19 protein-coding genes are annotated in these 18,430 nt (G+C 43.2%); 6 read left to right on the top strand and 13 right to left on the bottom strand.

Going from position 1 to position 18,430, the window contains the following annotated elements:
* The first annotated feature begins 57 nt into the window (after window positions 1–57).
* The 4 genes from rpsP to rplS are packed head-to-tail and all read left to right on the top strand — an operon-like array spanning window position 58 to window position 2,707.
* Window positions 58–969: a 30S ribosomal protein S16 gene (gene rpsP, locus U5J89_RS11430; RefSeq protein ID WP_322575763.1), complete on the top strand. Its 912-nt coding sequence runs from the start codon at window positions 58–60 to the stop codon at window positions 967–969.
* A gap of 52 nt (window positions 970–1,021) precedes the next feature.
* Window positions 1,022–1,561: a ribosome maturation factor RimM gene (gene rimM, locus U5J89_RS11425; RefSeq protein ID WP_322575762.1), complete on the top strand. Its 540-nt coding sequence runs from the start codon at window positions 1,022–1,024 to the stop codon at window positions 1,559–1,561.
* Window positions 1,562–1,564: 3 nt separating this feature from the next.
* Entirely contained in the window at window positions 1,565–2,260 is a 696-nt protein-coding gene (gene trmD / locus U5J89_RS11420) for a tRNA (guanosine(37)-N1)-methyltransferase TrmD (RefSeq protein WP_416208526.1), read from the top strand.
* Between the two features lie 12 nt (window positions 2,261–2,272).
* The gene (gene rplS / locus U5J89_RS11415; RefSeq protein WP_416208523.1) at window positions 2,273–2,707 is read left to right on the top strand and encodes a 50S ribosomal protein L19; all 435 of its coding nucleotides are present in this window, start codon (window positions 2,273–2,275) and stop codon (window positions 2,705–2,707) included.
* A 278-nt stretch (window positions 2,708–2,985) separates the two neighbouring features.
* Here rplS and U5J89_RS11410 read toward each other — a convergent pair whose 3' ends face one another.
* The 3 genes from U5J89_RS11410 to uvrB all read right to left on the bottom strand — a co-directional run bounded on the left by U5J89_RS11410 (window position 2,986) and on the right by uvrB (window position 5,666).
* On the bottom strand, window positions 2,986–3,177 hold the full coding sequence (locus U5J89_RS11410; RefSeq protein WP_322575760.1) for a hypothetical protein: 192 nt from the start codon (window positions 3,175–3,177) through the stop codon (window positions 2,986–2,988).
* Entirely contained in the window at window positions 3,146–3,538 is a 393-nt protein-coding gene (locus U5J89_RS11405; protein ID WP_322575759.1) for a hypothetical protein, read from the bottom strand. Before U5J89_RS11405 ends, U5J89_RS11410 begins: the two co-directional genes overlap by 32 nt.
* 76 nt (window positions 3,539–3,614) lie before the next feature.
* Window positions 3,615–5,666 (bottom strand): excinuclease ABC subunit UvrB, encoded by a 2,052-nt coding sequence (uvrB, locus tag U5J89_RS11400; RefSeq protein WP_322575758.1) that lies wholly within the window; start codon window positions 5,664–5,666, stop codon window positions 3,615–3,617.
* Window positions 5,667–5,979: 313 nt separating this feature from the next.
* On the opposite strand from uvrB, the gene tyrA reads away from it, so the two are divergent.
* Window positions 5,980–7,113 carry a bifunctional chorismate mutase/prephenate dehydrogenase gene (tyrA, locus tag U5J89_RS11395; RefSeq protein ID WP_322575757.1) on the top strand — a complete coding sequence of 378 codons (1,134 nt, stop codon included), beginning with the start codon at window positions 5,980–5,982 and terminating at the stop codon, window positions 7,111–7,113.
* A 4-nt stretch (window positions 7,114–7,117) separates the two neighbouring features.
* Here the strand turns inward: tyrA and U5J89_RS11390 are convergent, their stop codons facing one another.
* From U5J89_RS11390 to U5J89_RS11365, 6 genes are all read right to left on the bottom strand, one after another.
* On the bottom strand, window positions 7,118–8,620 hold the full coding sequence (locus tag U5J89_RS11390; RefSeq protein WP_322575756.1) for a sensor histidine kinase: 1,503 nt from the start codon (window positions 8,618–8,620) through the stop codon (window positions 7,118–7,120).
* A 128-nt stretch (window positions 8,621–8,748) separates the two neighbouring features.
* The gene (locus U5J89_RS11385; protein WP_322575755.1) at window positions 8,749–9,417 is read right to left on the bottom strand and encodes a nitroreductase family protein; all 669 of its coding nucleotides are present in this window, start codon (window positions 9,415–9,417) and stop codon (window positions 8,749–8,751) included.
* A complete protein-coding gene (locus tag U5J89_RS11380) occupies window positions 9,414–9,971 on the bottom strand; it encodes a DUF3267 domain-containing protein (protein WP_322575754.1) in 558 nt (185 codons plus the stop codon). The genes U5J89_RS11385 and U5J89_RS11380 overlap by 4 nt, the downstream gene beginning before the upstream one ends.
* A gap of 48 nt (window positions 9,972–10,019) precedes the next feature.
* Entirely contained in the window at window positions 10,020–12,173 is a 2,154-nt protein-coding gene (locus U5J89_RS11375; RefSeq protein WP_322575753.1) for a hypothetical protein, read from the bottom strand.
* 81 nt (window positions 12,174–12,254) lie between these two features.
* Window positions 12,255–12,629, bottom strand: a complete 375-nt coding sequence (locus U5J89_RS11370; RefSeq protein WP_322575752.1) for a MauE/DoxX family redox-associated membrane protein — start codon at window positions 12,627–12,629, stop codon at window positions 12,255–12,257.
* Window positions 12,630–12,635: 6 nt separating this feature from the next.
* A complete protein-coding gene (locus tag U5J89_RS11365) occupies window positions 12,636–13,487 on the bottom strand; it encodes a proline dehydrogenase family protein (RefSeq protein ID WP_322575751.1) in 852 nt (283 codons plus the stop codon).
* 163 nt (window positions 13,488–13,650) lie between these two features.
* Here U5J89_RS11365 and U5J89_RS11360 point away from each other — a divergent pair, with 163 nt between their 5' ends.
* Window positions 13,651–14,622, top strand: coding sequence for a DUF4097 family beta strand repeat-containing protein (locus tag U5J89_RS11360; RefSeq protein WP_322575750.1), 972 nt, complete (start codon window positions 13,651–13,653; stop codon window positions 14,620–14,622).
* 55 nt (window positions 14,623–14,677) lie between these two features.
* Here the strand turns inward: U5J89_RS11360 and U5J89_RS11355 are convergent, their stop codons facing one another.
* The 4 genes from U5J89_RS11355 to U5J89_RS11340 form a co-directional block, all read right to left on the bottom strand.
* Window positions 14,678–15,493 carry a curlin repeat-containing protein gene (locus U5J89_RS11355; RefSeq protein ID WP_322575749.1) on the bottom strand — a complete coding sequence of 272 codons (816 nt, stop codon included), beginning with the start codon at window positions 15,491–15,493 and terminating at the stop codon, window positions 14,678–14,680.
* A gap of 254 nt (window positions 15,494–15,747) precedes the next feature.
* Window positions 15,748–16,386 (bottom strand): carboxypeptidase regulatory-like domain-containing protein, encoded by a 639-nt coding sequence (locus U5J89_RS11350; RefSeq protein ID WP_322575748.1) that lies wholly within the window; start codon window positions 16,384–16,386, stop codon window positions 15,748–15,750.
* A 170-nt stretch (window positions 16,387–16,556) separates the two neighbouring features.
* Window positions 16,557–16,982, bottom strand: coding sequence for a hypothetical protein (locus U5J89_RS11345; RefSeq protein WP_322575747.1), 426 nt, complete (start codon window positions 16,980–16,982; stop codon window positions 16,557–16,559).
* A 63-nt stretch (window positions 16,983–17,045) separates the two neighbouring features.
* Window positions 17,046–18,416 carry a CsgG/HfaB family protein gene (locus U5J89_RS11340; RefSeq protein WP_322575746.1) on the bottom strand — a complete coding sequence of 457 codons (1,371 nt, stop codon included), beginning with the start codon at window positions 18,414–18,416 and terminating at the stop codon, window positions 17,046–17,048.
* Between the last annotated feature and the right edge of the window lie 14 nt (window positions 18,417–18,430).

The following is an 18,430-nucleotide window of genomic DNA, read 5'->3' as shown; positions in this document are numbered from 1 at the left end:
CAATATCCTCTATTTGAAATCAACGCAAATTTAAATTTATAACTAAGAAATAATCCATTGTTAAGAATAAGATTACAACGTAGAGGTCGAAAGAAGCGACCGATCCATCACATTGTCGTTGCGGATAACCGCAAACCCAGAGATGGCCGTATTATTGAAGATTTAGGTCGTTTTGATAACGTAACCCCTAAAAATCAGCTTGATTTAAATCGTGAGCGTGCGCTTCACTGGTTAAAGCAGGGAGCCCAGCCCACCGATACCGTTCGTTCTATTTTCAAGGATGAAGGTATCATGTACGAAATGCACCTGATTCGCTGGGGTAAGTCGGAAGAAGAAATTGAAGAAGCTCTTGCTGAATGGCGTGAACGTCGCGAGGAAAAGGAAAAAGAAGTTCCTACGCGCAAAGAACGTCAGCAGGCACTCTTGGAAGCCGAAGAAAAAGAATTCCAGAAGCAGCTTAAGAAGAAAGCTGAAGAAGCTGCCAAAGAAAAAGCCAAACAGGAAGCATTGGCGTCTGACGAGGATGAAGACGAAGAAGATGCTGAAGAAGTTGAGGCCGCTGAAGAGGAAAAGCAGCAAGAAGCTGAGGCAAAAGAAGAAACTGCCGATGAGGAAGTGAAAGAAGAGGCCGCTGAGAAAGAGGAAACTGAAGAGGTCGAAGCTGAAGCTCAGGAAGAGGAGTCTGACGAGGACGAATCTGCCGAAGAGGAAGCCGAAGCCAAGGAAGAAGATACCGAAGAAGAAAAGGTTGAAGCTTCTGATGATGAAGAGGAAGAAGACGAAGATACTGAAGATGTTGCGGATGAAGATGAAGAGTCCGAAGCACAAGTATCTACTGATATGTTAGCCAAAGAGGCTATCGAACATATCGAAAATACACCTCTTGATGAGCTTGAAGGCTTTGTCCCTGATGACGAAGATCGGGTTACCGTTCAGCGTGCCTGGGATGATAAGAAAGAAAATAGCTAATTAGCTAATAGATTTACTAAACTTTAGAAGTTTAGTAAATCTGGATAAGCAGATGCTGGAACCTATTGAAAACCAGTATGAAAAGATCGGGTATATTTCCCGATCACACGGCGTACAGGGAGAAGTATTGATTATTCCCGATATTTACGCGCCAACACTTTTTGATGCTCTTGATCTGGTCCGTATTGAAACGGCCAGAGGGGATTTAGTCCCCGCTCGGATTGAGTCGGTTCGGGTGCAGGAAAAAAATAATCGGCTTTCGTTCTTTGTAAAATTTGAACACGTAACGGATCGCACGCAGGCCGAAAATCTTAAAAATTCTTCGGTCTTTGCCGATCGCGAGATCGTTGAATCTCTGCTTGATACGGATGCACTGCCGCTGGATCTGACATCCTTCGCCATAGTAAGCGATGGACAATCCATTGGTGAGGTAGAAGAAATGCTGGAAAACCCGGCACATCCAATACTTCAGGTAGTCACAGATAAACAAGAGCAGTTGCTCATCCCTCTTGTGGATGAGTATGTTGTCGATATTGACGAAGAAGCAAAACAAATTCAATGCAAAAATCTGAACCAACTTACAGGATTATAGATGATGCGCATTGATATCATATCGGCCGTACCACAGCTCTTGGAGAGCCCTCTGAAACACAGTATTGTGGGCAATGCACAGGATGAGGGATTGGTTGAAATCCATACCCATGATCTGCGTGACTATACCGAGGACAAGCATAACAAGGTAGACGATTATCCCTACGGTGGCGGTGCCGGCATGGTGTTAACACCACAGCCGATTTTTTCTTGTATTGAGCACCTGCAAAGTCAGCGGGATTATGATGAGATCATTTTTACGGCTCCAAATGGAACGCCATTTGAACAGGAAGATGCCAACAGACTGTCGACTGATCAAAATCTCATTTTTCTTTGCGGTCACTACAAAGGCGTCGATCAGCGTGTCATAGATTCATTAATCACCAAAACATACAGCATTGGCGATTATGTGCTTTCGGGCGGTGAACTGCCGGCCCTCGTGATGGTTGATTCCATCGTGCGGGTATTACCAGGTGTTTTAGGCGACTCCGAAAGTGCACTTACGGACTCTTTCCAAAATGAGAACTTGCTGGAAGGACCTGTTTATACGCGTCCCGCTGAATTTAAGGGGATGAAAGTACCAAAAGTGCTGCGATCAGGTGATCATCAAAAAGTGAAGGAATGGCGACGTCAACAGTCGCTTGAGCGTACAAAGAAAGTACGTCCGGATATTTACAAGAAATTTCGAAACGAACAGTAGTAAGGTAACATTATGGATAAGTTAAAATTAGCAGAACAGACATTAATTGACGATGAGTATCCCGAGTTTAAAACCGGCGATACCGTTGTTGTTCACTATCGCGTTCGCGAAGGCGACAAGGAGCGAATTCAGAAGTTTGAGGGACTTGTAATCTCTCGACGCGGAAGCGGTGCCAATCAGACTTTTATGGTTCGTAAAGTTTCCGCAGGAAATATTGGCGTTGAGCGTATTTTCCCGCTTTACTCTCCCTTTATCGCTAAAATTGAGCTAAAACGACAAGGTGATATTAAGCGCTCCAAGCTCTATTACCTTCGTAAGCGACAAGGAAAATCTGCGCGAGTTAAAGAGAAAGACCAAAACCAAGATAACGTACGTGAACTTAACCGTGAGGCAGAAGCAAAAGCTGCTGCCAAGGAAGAAGCTCAGAACGCTGCCGAAGAAGAATAAATTTTCTTCGACTTTTGCGTTGACTTTATTGGTCTGATCTATTGATAGTCAGAAAAAAATTAAGCCATTCTATCCCAAAATTGCGGATGGAATGGCTTTTTTGTTTTAATTTCTAATAGAGCATCTTGGTAAATCATTCTTTTTTTTTGTAAACAAAGATCTCTCACTGCGTTCAAGATATCAAAGGATTTTAATGTTAAGTAGCTGTCATTTCGACCAATGGGAGAAATCTTTAATTAATTCGAAATCCAAGCAGCTACCTGACAGTTCTACTTATCCTATTTTTTGATGGATTGATACACCGTCATCGGGGGTATATTTCGCCACTCCCAAGAGGTTTTTACGTTTCCGAAGGTTTCCCGCAGTGGGTCCTCGAGATGTCCCGATGTTTGGTAGGCCAGGAACTCCCCGCCATCGCGCAACAGCTCATAGCTTTGGTCAAGAATGGACGATTTGACTTCCGCATCCAAAAAAGAAAAAGGGAATACCTGAGATTATAAAGTCGACTTTACCGATGATATCTTCGGGCAGTAATTCGTTTACAAATTCAACGCTCTGATCGTAAAACAATGCCCGGGAATCCTCGATCTGCTGTAGTTTCTCAAACAAAATCTCATTGGTTTCAAAAAGATGCAGTTGAGAATTGGGCGTCATATGATCAAGCAAATAGTGAGAAAATACCCCAGCGCCGGCGCCGTATTCAACTATAATTATATCTTTCGAAAAGTCGATCGGCTGACAGACGGTACGCACACAAAATCGTGAGGTGGGCGTCACCGAAGCCACATCTTTATCCTTAAAAAAACTCTTGAGATATGCTAAGGTACTCATATTTAGTTATTGGTTATCTGTTATTAGTTAATGGGACATGTTGCCAAATAACCATTAACCAACAACTATTAACTTATCAGTCTAATTCGTTTTCTAATTGTTCTATTTGATCGCGAATGCGGGCCGCCTCCTCAAACTCCATGTTCTGTGCAGCTGTGTACATCGAATCCCGAAGATACTCCAGAAATTCCTCTTTATCATCAAAGGTTACTTCGTTCATCGCCGGATTGGCCTTGTACTTGATACCCTCGTCAGCCACTTTTACGACTTCAAGCGGATCTTCACCGTCCCCATCTTTCTCATCCAGATCGAAATCTTTATTCGAAATTAATGCAGGATCTACGAGCGGTTTGAGTTCTTTTTCGATGGTCTTCGGCGTAATACCGTGCTCCTCGTTATACTCTTTCTGGATCTTACGACGTCGCTCGGTCTCATCAATTACAGTCCGCATACTGTCGGTGATTTTATCGGCGTAGAGGATGGCTTTTCCTTCTACATTTCGGGCAGCTCGGCCAATAATCTGGAAGAGCGCTGTTTCGGAGCGAAGGAATCCTTCTTTGTCCGCATCTAAAATAGCCACCAAACTAAGCTCGGGAATGTCGATTCCCTCTCGCAGCAGGTTAATGCCAACGAGTACATCAAAATCACCGCGGCGAAATTTAAAAAGTACTTCAACACGTTCCATAGCATTGAGCTCGCTGTGCATATAAGCGGCCGAAATACCTACGCTTTTGAGATATTCACTAAGCTCTTCACTCAATCGCTTGGTCAGCGTAATACAAAGTACCCGATCTCCTTTAGCAATACGTTCCTGAATCTGCTCAAGTAGGTCGTCAATCTGATTATCGAGGGGACGCACTTCAATTTCGGGCTCCATCAATCCGGTAGGACGTACAATTTGTTCTACAACCGCGCCGCCACTCTTTTCAAGTTCGTAATCACTTGGGGTAGCACTTACAAAAATGGCCTGATTTGTTACCTCTTCCCATTCTTCAAAGGTAAGCGGACGATTATCCATGGCTGATGGCAGGCGAAAACCGTGCTCCACAAGTTCAACCTTTCGGGATCGGTCACCACCGTACATGGCAGAAATTTGCGGTACCGTCTGGTGGCTCTCATCCACAACCAGCAGAAAGTCATCCGGAAAATAATCGAACAGGCAGTACGGACGTTCGCCCGGCTTACGATTACTCAGATAACGAGAGTAATTTTCAATGCCGGAACAGTAGCCAATCTCCTGCATCATCTCGATGTCGAACAGCGTTCGCTGCTCCAGGCGTTTGGCCTCGAGATGTTTTCCCTCATCGTTAAGAGTCCCTACGCGCCAGTGCAGCTCATCACGAATTTGTTCGATGGCCTCCTGGAGTCGATCTTCGGTCGTTACATAGTGCGATGCAGGATAAATCCTAAACTCATCTACTGTATCCAACACATCACCGCTTTCCGGATCGACGATCTCCATTTTTTCGATTTCATCACCCCAGAACGAGATGCGCAATCCGTGTTCCGCATAAGCGGGATACAGATCCACAACATCACCCCGCACCCGGAATGTCCCACGCTCAAATTCACGATCGTTCCGCGTATAGTGCAAGTCTACCAAATCATACAGCAACTTATTTCGGGGGACTTCCGTACCTGTTTCCAGGTTGATAATCAGCTTTTCATACTCAGAGGGCGAACCAATACCATAAATACAACTTACCGAAGAGACGATGATCACATCTCGTCGACCCGAAAGCAGCGAACTGGTGGCCCGAAGCCGAAGCCGCTGAATTTCATCATTTATCGACAGATCCTTTTCAATGTATTTATCCTGCGAGGAGAGGTACGCCTCCGGCTGATAGTAATCATAATAGGAGATGAAAAATTCCACCCTGTTATTAGGGAAAAAGTCACTGAGCTCGCGATACAGCTGGGCGGCCAGCGTTTTGTTGTGACTCATCACCAGCGTTGGTCGCTCAACTTCATCAATTACACCGGATATGGTACGGGTTTTCCCGGAACCGGTAATTCCAAGTAAGGTCTGATACTTATCGCCGTTTTCAACACCCTCTACCAGCTGTTCAATAGCTTCGGGCTGATCTCCGGCCGGCGGCCAGGGAGACTGTAAATCAAAATGGGACATATAAAATATTATTACCTTTATTTTAGACCCCGGGGTTTAACAAGATATAACCCTATGGGTTTAATTACTATTCGCTGTAAAACCCCGGGGGTCTTAACTACATATTTATAAAACGAAAATAGCGCTGAATCATTCTGTTAAAATCCCATATTTTTCGGGGAATTGACAGCAAAGCTTCCATTTAATTTCCAGCGCCCGGCTCGTTGTTAAATCGATCGATAAATTTATTTCACGGTCAATAAATTTGTATTTTAGCCGGCTTAGCTGCTGAAATACATTCAGCACAATATTGTAGTTTTCAGATCAACAGTTTATGACACCAAAAGAAAAGAAACTCGGGCCACAACGTAATCGCATTGATGAAATTGATTCCAAGCTCCTCGAACTTCTGGCCGAGCGAAGGGAGATTGTTCACGAGGTCATCGACAAAAAAATTGAAAATCAGTTGCCCATTTTTGCTCCCAAACGGGAAGATGAAAAGACGGACAAATTTCGCAAAATGGCTGCTGACCATGATCTCGATCCCGACTGGGCCGAGGATTTTCTTCGGATGATTATGGCTTCGTCCCGAGCAAGCCAATCTTCAAACAAGTTTCCACGTGCTACCGAAGAACCCAAACAGATCCTTATTGTCGGAGCCAAAGGCGGCATGGGGAGTCTTTACGCGCGCATTATCGAGCAAACCGGTCATCATGTTTACAAAATCGACAAGCATAATTGGCACGAACTCGAAGAAATAGCCCCCAAACTCGATCTTGCCATTGTCTCCGTCCCCATTAACGTAACAGTGAAGGTTATTGAGCGATTGGCACCCAAGCTATCTTCCGAAACTATTCTTGCAGATTTCACCAGTAATAAATCCGAACCTATTGAGGCCATGAAAGAAGTGCACGACGGACCTGTTTTGGGTCTCCATCCCATGCATGGGCCCGATGTAGATAACCTTTCCAAGCAGCTGATGGTCGTATGTCCGGTGCGTGACAAGGAAGCTTCAAAATGGGTGGTGGAACAGTCTAAGCTCTGGGGCATGCGCTTAGTAGAAGCTGACGCCGAAAAACATGATCACGTTATGCATATGGTACAGGGACTTCGTCACTTTGTGGCACTCACTCACGGCTCGTTTATGAAAACCTACGACCTAAAACCACAGGATATACTGGATTATTCTTCACCTATCTACCGCGCCGAGTTGATGATGACGGGACGTATTTTTGCTCAAAGCGCCGAACTCTATGCGGATATCGTTTTCGCCAATGAAGAACGTCGTGAGCTACTGCTCAAATTTATCGAGCACAACAACAAGCTGGCACAAATGGTCAAAAACGATGACAAGGAAGGCTTTATAAACGAATTTGAATCCGTCACCGATTTCTTTGGCAAGTTTGCATCCCAGGCACTTGAAGAAAGCGGCTACCTTATTAACCGGCTGGCAGATCGTTTTGCATAGTTTCCTACTCTGAGCCCTGATTAATGGGAATGCTTAATGTAAATGTTGAGCCTTTCCCGAGTTCACTTTCAACCGATATTTGTCCACCGTGCCGCTCTGCAAGTTCCTTGCAAAGCCGTAATCCAATACCACTGCCCTTTTCGTTTTGGGTGCCCTCTTTTTGGGGATGCTTACGATTATCAAAAAGCCGCTCAATGTTTTCCTCAGACATCCCCACCCCTTCATCCTCAACCGACAGGTGCCAATGCTTCTCATCACGATGCACACTCACTGCCACAGTATCCCCTTCATCAGAAAACTTAAGGGCATTGGAGATGAAGTTTCGAATGATCGTGGCAATTAATTGCTTGTCAGCATACACCTGAAATGATTCTTCATTTTCAAACTGTAAGCTAATACCCTTCTGCTCGGCCGTAATGGCAAGTAAATCAATAGTATCCCGAACGGTTTCGGATATTGAAAACTCCGTTTTATTCAGCGATAAATCACCTGTTTGGATACGTGCCCAGTTCAGCAGATCACCTAACAAGTCTGACATCTTTAGCGCCGATTGGCGGATAATACTCAGATTGTCTTTTAAGTCCTCCTCATCCTCGGAGTCTATGTCACTAAGCAACAAGTCAGATAAACCCAAAATAGATGACAGCGGAGTCTTAAGATCGTGACCAACAACCGAATAAATTTTATTCGTCATATTGTTAAGCTTTTCAAGCTGCTGATTCCGTTCGCGCAGTTTATTCTCCATTTTTTTGCGCTCGGTAATATCATTACTGATACCAACCAGTCCCACTATGTTTCCATTGCTATCTTTTAAAGGGAGCTTGGAAACCAGCAGAACATATTCCTTGCCATCAATCTCGGTGTATGCATCTTTATCAATTATAGGCTCACCCGTTTCCAGAACCTCTTGGTCTTCATTTTCCGAAAGTGCTGCAATTCCCTCCTTGCTTAAGTCGGCATCCCTCTTTCCGAGGATCTGTTCCTCCCGGTCAAAGCCCCATAATTCATACTCGGAACGATTCGCCAGTACCTTGCGTCCATCCAGATCTTTTACATAAACACAGGCCGGAATGTTATCAATTATAGTACGCAGCAGATTATGGTCCTTTTCTAATTTCAGTTCTACCTCTTTACGATCATCAATATCGATAATGCTTCCTGCCACACTTGTGGGATTGCCATCGGCATCAAAGGTAGCTTTAGCCGAACCCCGGAACCACTTGTATTCCCCTGATTTGGTCTGCAATCGATATTCTAACGAGAGGGGCTCTCCAGTGTTAAAATGATCATTCAAAGCACCAAATACTTTGTCTACATCATCAGGATGAAGCAGCGACTTGAAATTATCAATATTTGCATCAATTTCATCCTCTTGGTATCCCAGCTTATCATAAAATCCGGGCGACCACCACTGTTCTTTATTTTCAACATCCATCCAATCCCAGATACAAATATCTGACCCCTCGATAGCCAACTCATATCGCTTTAAACGATTACTACTACTCATTTTGTCTCCCATATAGTTATCCCTAAAAAATACTTGTGATAAAAATGCTGAACCTAAAACCTAAATGCTCTAATAATAAAACATTTCTGCATTAACAATAAAACAACTACCTCACATAACGCAGATAATTATATAAAACTGGTAATTTCATCCAGCGACTTTTTACTGATATCCGGCACTTTTACATCCTCTTTTGGATACCCCACGACCAGCAATAAAAACGGGCGTTCATTTTCCGGACGATCTAATATTTCGTTCAGAAATCCCATAGGACTGGGGGTATGTGTAAGAGAGACCAATCCGGCATTGTGGATAGCCGTAATTAACATACCTGTAGCAATCCCAACCGACTCCTTAACGTAATAATGCGTTTCTTTTTCTCCGTTCTCTTTGATACCGTAACTCTCAGAAAAAATGGCAATTAGATAGGGTGCCTCTTCCAGAAAAGGTTTATCGGCATCGGTACCAAGAGGGGCTAACGCCTCCAGCCATTCATCAGTAGCTCTGCGCTCGTAAAATTCTTTCTCCTCTTCTTCGGCCGCTTTACGAATTTCCTTTTTAACATCAGGATCGCTAACAACCGCGAAATGCCATGGCTGTTTATTAGCTCCATTGGGAGCCGTACCGGCCGCCCGAATGCAATCTTTAATAATCTCTCTCGGCACCTCACGATCCGAAAATTCACGAACCGTCCGACGTCGTTTCATCTCTTCATAAAACGAACGGGCTCGCTCTCGCATCTCCTCTACCGGATATTCTTGGTAATCAGAATGAGGAATAAACTTTTCTTCACTCATGGTGTGGTAATATTTAAATTTTCATCAACAACGCGACAACCGACTAAGTCTGGATGATCTTGTACTTTTTTACCGCCTCTTACATTACGCAATAACCAAAGAATTAAGATGTCTCCGCTGGCGGTAAGGGTAAAAAATAACCCAAAGGCCAGCAACCAGCCATTCTGTAATATCAACGCAATCAAATAGGGCAAAACTCCTAATATAATACCGGGCATAGCTACACCCCAGCGATAATTGCTTACTTCTATGGGCTCAGGGCAGTGCACATACGGCGTCAAAACCGCCCACTTAAAGCCAAAGTGAATATTCTCCCACGGAATATCATCCAGCCACCACCAGCTTATCCCGTGAATAAACTCATGCACCGCAATTCCAATAAATATGGCTGCTAAAAATAATAGCGGATTATTAAGTGCCTGCACAATATCCGTCCCAAATGCCGACCATCCATATAGTAATCCATAAGGCACAAAATATCCGGCAATAATGGGTGCGTATACTACCAGGGAATAAATATTGGCTTCCAAAAATGACAGCGTGTATTCTCTCATTGCTTAATATTTCTCAAATGTTTTCGTTAATGCCAAATTAGTAACATTTTAATCATAGTTTCCAATAACTTTTTCAGTTTCCAAAAATTGTATCCACACTCCTTCTTGTTGCAATCGCTCGCGATAGCGATTTCGCAGCGGCAGTTCCTTTAATTGTTCCATAAGTTGCTCAGCTAAACTCATTTTATTTTGAAAGGCCAAGTGATGAATCAGCCGCTGGTAATCGTCAAAAAATTTCTGCTTTAGCGATTCCTCCGATAACTGATCAGCATACATTCTTACTTCTTGCCAGCGTTCCTGTTCGATTGCCTTGCGTACACTTCGAACCTTTGTTCGGTGTAGCGATATCTCAAACGCAGCAGAATCAGGCAAAATACGGTCATACGTCATCTGTCGATAAATCTCCCACTGCCTGCGATCCGATCGTGTTTCCAAAGCCGGTTTTAGCACTGAATCAGGATTTTCGGCAAATAACTTCTGCCCTTTCGAACGATGCCTCTCCGCCTGTTGCCAGTTATCAGTCATGGCAAATGCATCTGCATACAGAAGCTGCAAATCTACGGTGGTATCACTGAGTGTTGCCGCCTGACGTATTTTTTCGGAATACCCCGTTAACAAATTACGATAGCTCCATTCTGTTTTTATCGGTTCTGCGCTATCCGTTTCCACCAACGCCCGATCTAAAAATTGTAATGCCTGTGCGGTATCCCGATTTGCCAAAGAAAAACGATAATTATCATGCGCAGCAGCAAAATCAGAAACTACGTGCGGACACTTTTTCTCAAACAGCGATTGCATCCCAAAAATACGCCGCGCAACCTGTTGATCTATAGAATCTACCTCCACCGTATCCAGCACTGCATGCCACTCATTCGCTAATTTTTGCCAATCCGATTGATACGCCTGTTCTAAATTTCCGGTCCGATACGCTTCCTTCAAATAATCTATAGGATAGTTTTGCATCAAAACGCGAACAAACGACCCGCTGGTAGTATAATTAACGCCCGAACGTCCACCGTAAAATCCCCAAAACGAAAACGCCCTTTCCAGTTCTTTGGCCGAGGGATATGGCTTTTCGGATACCACTATTTGATGAATCGTTGAAGTTGATGAGGAACCTCCGTCAATAGCTACAGCAACGCCTTCAATTAAACCGATACTCCAGCTGGCATTAAACCAGTTGCCAAATTGTTTGGCCATTACGTGAACCAGCTCATGTTTAAGACTGCTGTCAAGCTGCTCTTTGGCAATATGCAGCTGATCCTGCTCCAGCCACACCGGCACATAACTGGTAAACTTGGCCCCCACTAACTTTTTTTTCTGCCAAGGATGTCCGTATAAGTAGCTTTCTATTTTATCCGCTGTATCTCTATCTGCCAGTGCAAGCTGACTGGAAATCTGATCAAAATAAAACTCGTGCTCTTGTGCTATCAAATCGATTTCATAATCGCTGTAAAGTCGTTTATCGTAATACAACTCGAAGTGCTCTGTGGACTGATGTCCGCCCAAAACCTTTTGCAGATAAGATCGTGGAGAGTTGATGCCAAACTCCGTTAGCTGGGTATAACTGATCAAAATTGCAACCGCCGAGAATCCCACAATCCATTTAGTATATCGATCTTTATCCAAAACAGGGATATGCCAGAGAAGAACAGCCCACAACAATGTCAACATTCGGAAAAAGACAGTGGCTCCATTTATTCTCACAACCTCATCATAAATGGGTCCCGGCCAGCCACCCCAAACGTGATTAAAAAAGTAGACCTGGGGATAGATCAGTAATTCAATCAAAAGAAAGCCAACTCCTATAAATAACAGAATCCCAACTGTTATCGCCTTTGCATAAGGTAATTTTAGACTGCGGATGAGTCGACCGATTGCATAACCAAAGAAAACGCTGGGTAGGGGAAATAGCAGCCAAAATGCCAGCCCGTGAATGCTGAAACAGCCCGTAAACAGGGCTTTTACAAGCAATGGTAAACCCACTAAAAACAAATAACCGACAATTCTAAGGGCAGCATAAAAATCTCTTTCTGTTGATGGACTATTTGCCCGAATTCCGCCCCAGAAACATCCCACTAAAGAAACCAGTATGGCAGACTCGATATGGAAATCGCCGAGCAGGGGAAGGAAGAGGAAAATAATTCCAACGCCAATTGGTATAAAAACTTTTGAGTACTTGTACGGCGTCCATTCATTCATAAAACGTAATGTAATAGGCAGAAGTGAGACGGCAAAAGTGAAACATAAAACCCTTTTCACTTTTTACATTTGCCATCTCACTCAACGTAAACACGCCCAATAAACCCAGTAGATTAAGACAAATTGTAGAGGCAGCCGAACAATGGTTGCTATGCTGAATAAGGAAGTATATCCCGATTTCTGAATTGATTCGACCGTCATATTGATATTGGCGGGGAATACGGCAATCAGCAGAAGAATAAGGCCCCAGCCCGCCCATACTTGAGTTTTCTCAAATAGGATGCCCAATCCGCCAAGCATTTCTGCCGCCCCACTGGCATACACCATTGCAAGGTGATAGGGAATATAATCAGGCATAATGCCAGTAAAGAATTTTGGCTTTAGAAAATGGAGTATCCCCGTAATTACAAACAGTCCGGCAATAATATATCGATGTATTTCTGGGGGAATACCCATGGGCTATTATTTTTGGAATAGCGTAGTAAGGACAAACCAAAAGTTTTCTTTGCGCTCCAACAGGCGGCGCTTAAAATAGGGAAACCACATGGTACCAAAGGGCACGTAAATGCGGGCATTGTACCCATTGGCAGCAAACTCTTCCATCGTTTCCTGGCGTAATCCATAAAGCATCTGAAACTCAAATCGAGATTTCCCTATATCGTTTTCCCGGGTATACTCTTTGGTCCAATTTATCAACTCGTCATCATGCGTGGCAATGCGCGGATAAGGAGTATTATTCAGTAACACTTTAGCGTATTCTTTAAATGCCTCGCGAATGTCATCCATTTTTTGCAGAGCAATATCTTTGGGCTCTTTGTAGGCCCCCTTGCAAAGTCGTACATCGGCACCAATTTCGGCCAGCTCGTCGATATCTTTTTTAGTGCGATGCAGATAGGCCTGAATCACAATACCTACATGCTTGCCATATTCTTGAAAAGCTTCCTTAAACAGGTCGATGGTCTCTTGAGTATAATCAGACCCTTCCATGTCAATGCGGACAAACTGATCGTTCTCACGGGCAACATCGAGCAATCTAAACAGATTCTCTTTGCAGTAATTGCGGTCTATATCCAGCCCTATCATGGTAAGCTTGATTGATATCGTGCTATCTAACTCCGATTCATTGATATCATTAAGTAGCTGTATATAGTTCTCGACGGTCTCATCTGCTGTTTGCCGGTCTTCTACATTTTCGCCCAGCAAATCGAGCGTTATCTTTATTCCTTTTTCATTCAGCGCTTTAACTTTGGACTTGGCCTGATCAAATGATTCTCCCGCCACAAATCGCTTGGCAAGTACAAACGGTAACTTCATAAGTAACTTTCATTTTATCCTATTTCTTAGCTGTCTGAAAATAATGAATTGACAGCAGCTCTCCTACCTCCAAACTCTTTATCAATTCTATAATCTGTGAAACTCTTTACATTTATTAGCGTATAGGAAAACTGAAATTTCATCAATATAACGAGGAGAACTTATGACTACCCGAAATTCATACTTAACCAAAGTTTTAGTTGCACTGACATTTTCACTCATTTTAAGCCTTCTTTTAATAAGCACTTCCGTTGCTTCAGTTAACCCCGGATCACTCGATCAAGATGATCCGTACCGCACAGAAGAATTTGCTATTAATGCTCCCGGAGAGCTTCAGGTTCGTACTTCAGGCGGACACATTACCGTTGAGGGTTCAAACTCCAACACAGTTCGTGTGGAGATGTACGTACGCAAGGATGGCAAAAATCTTACACCAAGCGATACCAACCTTGATAAATGGGAGATTGATATTTCACAATCCGGAAATTCAGTCAAAGCCATTGCCAGGCACAAAGCAAACAACAACTGGTCGTCATGGAATAACGATCGGCCTTCTATTTCATTTGTAGTATATACCCCAAAAGAGATAAGTTCTGATCTCAAAACAAGCGGAGGTCATATTGAGGCTAAGAATCTTGAAGGAGATCAAACGATAACCACAAGCGGAGGACATCTAAATCTGGCTAATCTAAAAGGAAAAATTGAAGCCAAAACCTCTGGCGGACATATAGATCTCTCAAATATTGAAGGAGACACCGATGTTCGAACAAGCGGTGGACACATTAGTGCCAACACCGTTGCCGGAACGCTGCAAGCGAAAACCAGCGGGGGACATATCAAACTTTTGGATATAAGCGGAAGCATTGAAGCCGCAACAAGCGGAGGCAGCATTACGGCTAATTTAAATAAGATAGATCAATTTGTTGATTTAAAAACCAGCGGCGGCAATGTAGACCTTTCGATCCCCGACAATATTGGGGTAGACTTACGGCTAAAGGGCACTTTTGTCCACGGTAAACTCAATAACTTTTCAGGAGAAATGGAAAATAACGAAGTGGAGGGCAAGCTGAATGGCGGCGGACCAAAGGTGACGGCCCGTACTTCCGGTGGAACCGTAAGACTTTCGTTTAATTAGTTTAGTTTGATTAAAATGTTTTTGAGGGAATAATTCTGTTTCCCTTTTATGGATTTTAATTCTGATCAATTGTCACTGTATTTCCCGTACCAGACTGACGCACTTCCGCGGAGTTATTATTCCCTTTCTGGGTAATTTCCACACTGTTAAAATTACCAAGCTGTATGGTCTCGATACTATTTGATATACCAGCCTGCTGCGAACTGAACAAATTATAGCTCCCCATTTGCCGAAGCTCATTTATAGTTCTGTCAAAAATGCCTATTGCGGTTTTTGAATACACATCTTGTCTTACACTGTTATATAATCCGTTTTGAGTTACAGTCAACTGGGCATTATATGCATTAAAAACATTTTGAATAGTCGTATTGTAATCTCCTATCGAGCGGACGACAAAATCAGAATGGTACGTATTGTATAGAGTTTGATTCGTATAATTAAAATCTCCAATGTGGGTAACTATTCGCCTGTTTCCAAAACCACCTATTATTTCATCATCAAGCTCATTATTCTGCCCAACATCGGTATAATCCATGTTATTGTTTATTTGAGCAATATTTGGTAACCGCTGACGATTATTTTGCTGTTGTACATTCAAGCTTGTTGCTCCCCTTTGATTATTAGCTACCCAGCTGAAACCAATGTTATTTGTAAATTCAGGCAGATCAAAAAATATATCCGTTGCTGATTGCCCTTGTTGAACCGACTCGGATTCCTCATCACTTTCCTCAGATTTTTTAAGCTTAATCTTTTCAACCTTCATTCCCGAGGTATCAAGATTCTTTTGAATATTCGGTTCAACAATTTTCGAGGATTGATATAATGGGACCGTCGGTTTATCGGTATAATCTAAATCGCTTGAATATACCATCAACAGGAAAAGTAATATTAGGAGAGAATAAATTTATATCCGGTGGAGTTACCTGCTGTGATTCCGTAGAAGGAGAGGAAGGAAGAGGATTAAAAGTTCGGTTCAAATCATGTTTAAACACATATACCAGTACTACCAGTATAACAAGAGAAACAAGCCAATAGGCCCAATATTTTTGACGTGAATTTTCCATATCTCAGAAATAATATTACCACTCCTCATATCGTCGTATAAAATAGAAATCACACAGCCACTTATTCTACGTATGTACCGCTTACCACCACAGAATCTATGGTAGTTTGGTGGACATATTTTGAAAACTCAGCAATATTCCTTTCACCGGCGGCAAGAGCTGTATCTGCTTCTTCCCTGGAAAAGGTTTCCCCGGTGGTATATATTTTAAAATAAACTTCGTACTCGTCAATATCGGTATCATCACTGCTGTTGGTCACTTCGTACTCTACATCCGCAAATGTGCTGTCGCTTCCCGTGCTGTCAACATTAACCCTTCTCTCGTTCCAGGCGGTAACTTGAGCTGTTAAACTTTTCTCCCCGTTTCCATCTTCAGGATCAAGATAAATCTGTGCCGTTGCTGTCTTGCCTTCACGAACTTTCACACTTACTGTTGCTGACTCAAAGTCGGACTTGCTGGCCGTAATATTGTAGTTACCGGTAGTAACTTCGTTGAGGGTAAAACTACCGTCCTGATTGGTTATTATTGAGTTTGTGGCCGGTGAGGTAGTAATATTGACCCCGCCCACTCCCTCTTCGGTCTCACTGTTCAATACCTGACCATTAATATTGCCAAAGGTTTCGGGAGTGATCGTTTCTTTGGAACAGCCCCAGAGAGCTGTCATACAAAGTAAAGCGATAATTGAATACTTAATATTCATAAAAGTACTATCTAAAGTAAGTCTTAGCTATTTAGTTATTGCTGATAATAAGCGGTATTGTTTGAGTATTACTTGAAATCTCTAAAACAGGTTGGGTAGAGCTTTTAGGAGTGAGCGTAAAGCCGGTATTTGTTTGTTTAGCATTATATTCCATCATGTCACCCTCAAATTTAAAATAAGCATTGCGATCCGTTTGCAATCTGATCAAACTTCAGAAAGTTATTATTGCCCTGCATGTTAATCACAGATTCCAAGTTGCTTCCTTGCTGCCAAACATCTGCCACATTACCAGTACCATCCTGTAAAATCGCTCCGTAAATATTGCTACCCTGTTGATCAAGATAAGCTTTATTATTGCTGCCTACCTGCTCAATGATAGCCACATTATTGGTATTCTCAGATATATCACTCGGGCTGTCCACACTGGATGTTAGAAACTGCATGATCCCAAAGCTTTTCTGAGCTTCATTATATTCGATACCGGGATTATTGATATCTTCCGTATCAAAAGGCCCTTCCACCTCTTGTGCAACAACTGTTCCACATCCAATAAACAGCACCACAAAAACCGATAACCATAGTTTACGTAACTTCATAGCGAGACTCCGTTCATTTATAATTATTCCTATTAAAAATGGTAATCATATCCTTCTTATAAATTATTGCAAAAACTTTGGTGAATAACTTATGCCGGTACTAACATTCCACTTTTGATCATGTATTGTACCCTTGCTTATTCCATCAAGTCCATCCTCAATCAAATAGCGATAGTTAAAGCCGATATGGACACCTAATCGTTCTGATATCCGGTAATCCAATCCTGCTTCGGCCGTTACCGTTGGAAAATATCCCCTGTTCGAAAATTGAGGTTTACGGTCATAGGTAATATTTCCGGCCCCTAATCCAACAAATGGCGAAAGCTTTGAGTCAGGGGTAAAGTATCCGTTTACCGTTAAATCAAAGGCGGTATAAGGTTTTGAAAATGCCTTTTGTGCTCCCACTCTCGACCGTTCTATATTTCCTTTTAACGAAAGCTGCCGACTTAAAAAGTATTCGGCCTTTAACGCTGCCCCTATCTCGTTATTTGCAACAGGATAACTGCCTATGTGACTTCCAAACATAACGTTTGCAGAGATATCTAAACCCGATCGAAATTTTTCGTTACTGTTCAATCCAAAATAATTGGTCTGTGCACGCTGTTCCCACTCTTTTTTCTGCTCAAATTTATTAACATACTGGTTGAATGCAGTCGTATCCCGAGCACTCCAAAGTCCCTGTTTTTCGCCATTAATAATCAGCAATTTCACCGCTTCATCAATGGCTTCGGTTACAGCCATAACCGGCGGTTCGTTATAGGTAAATCCGGCTTCGGCCTCGAGCAGGCGATTGGTATCGATGTAGCGAAACGCTCCGCTTTGCAGCTCCTGCGATATAATGGACTTGGTTGTATGCACGGTTTCAAGCACTTTACCTGTTTTGGTGGAAACGGCCCGCAGGTAAATGGTAACCTGGTCTTTGCGATACTGACCCGAAACACCGGTACCAAGCAGACGAGCGCCCCCGCCTCCGGTAATTACGTTCGTATCATAGCCGATAATGCCGCCTTCCAGGATGACGCCCGCAAACAACATGGGCGGCAGCTTTCCGCTTTGATTATTTTGCTGGCGCGTCTTCTGGATAATCTGTCGCTCGTTAAGCAGGTTCGAAACGCCCGCTCGCTCAATGGGCGTAAACCAGCCCGAATCTTCCATCGATTTAATAAGTATGGACGTCGCCCCCTGCGTTACGGCCGTCGACCAGCTGGCCCCCCGGTTCGAAGGCTTATATTGGCCGGTTTGATCGCGAAACCGATACACGGCCGCTACTACTTTGCTTTGCGGCTCCGGCATTTGGGTTAATTCCTTATGTACCTTGCTTTGAATGCCCGGCTTTACCCGCTCAGTTTCAAGCGGGTGCAGGGCTGACGTGCAAGAACCTAAAAGTAATGCCGCTAAAAGTATGCTGCAGATCGTAACTGCTTTACTATGCATCAAATCTGATTGAG

It is taken from the genome of Fodinibius sp. (assembly GCF_034521915.1).
Lineage (GTDB): Bacteria > Bacteroidota > Rhodothermia > Balneolales > Balneolaceae > Fodinibius.
Note: the sequence above shows the minus strand (reverse complement) of the source record. Positions and strands in the feature narration are given on the sequence as shown.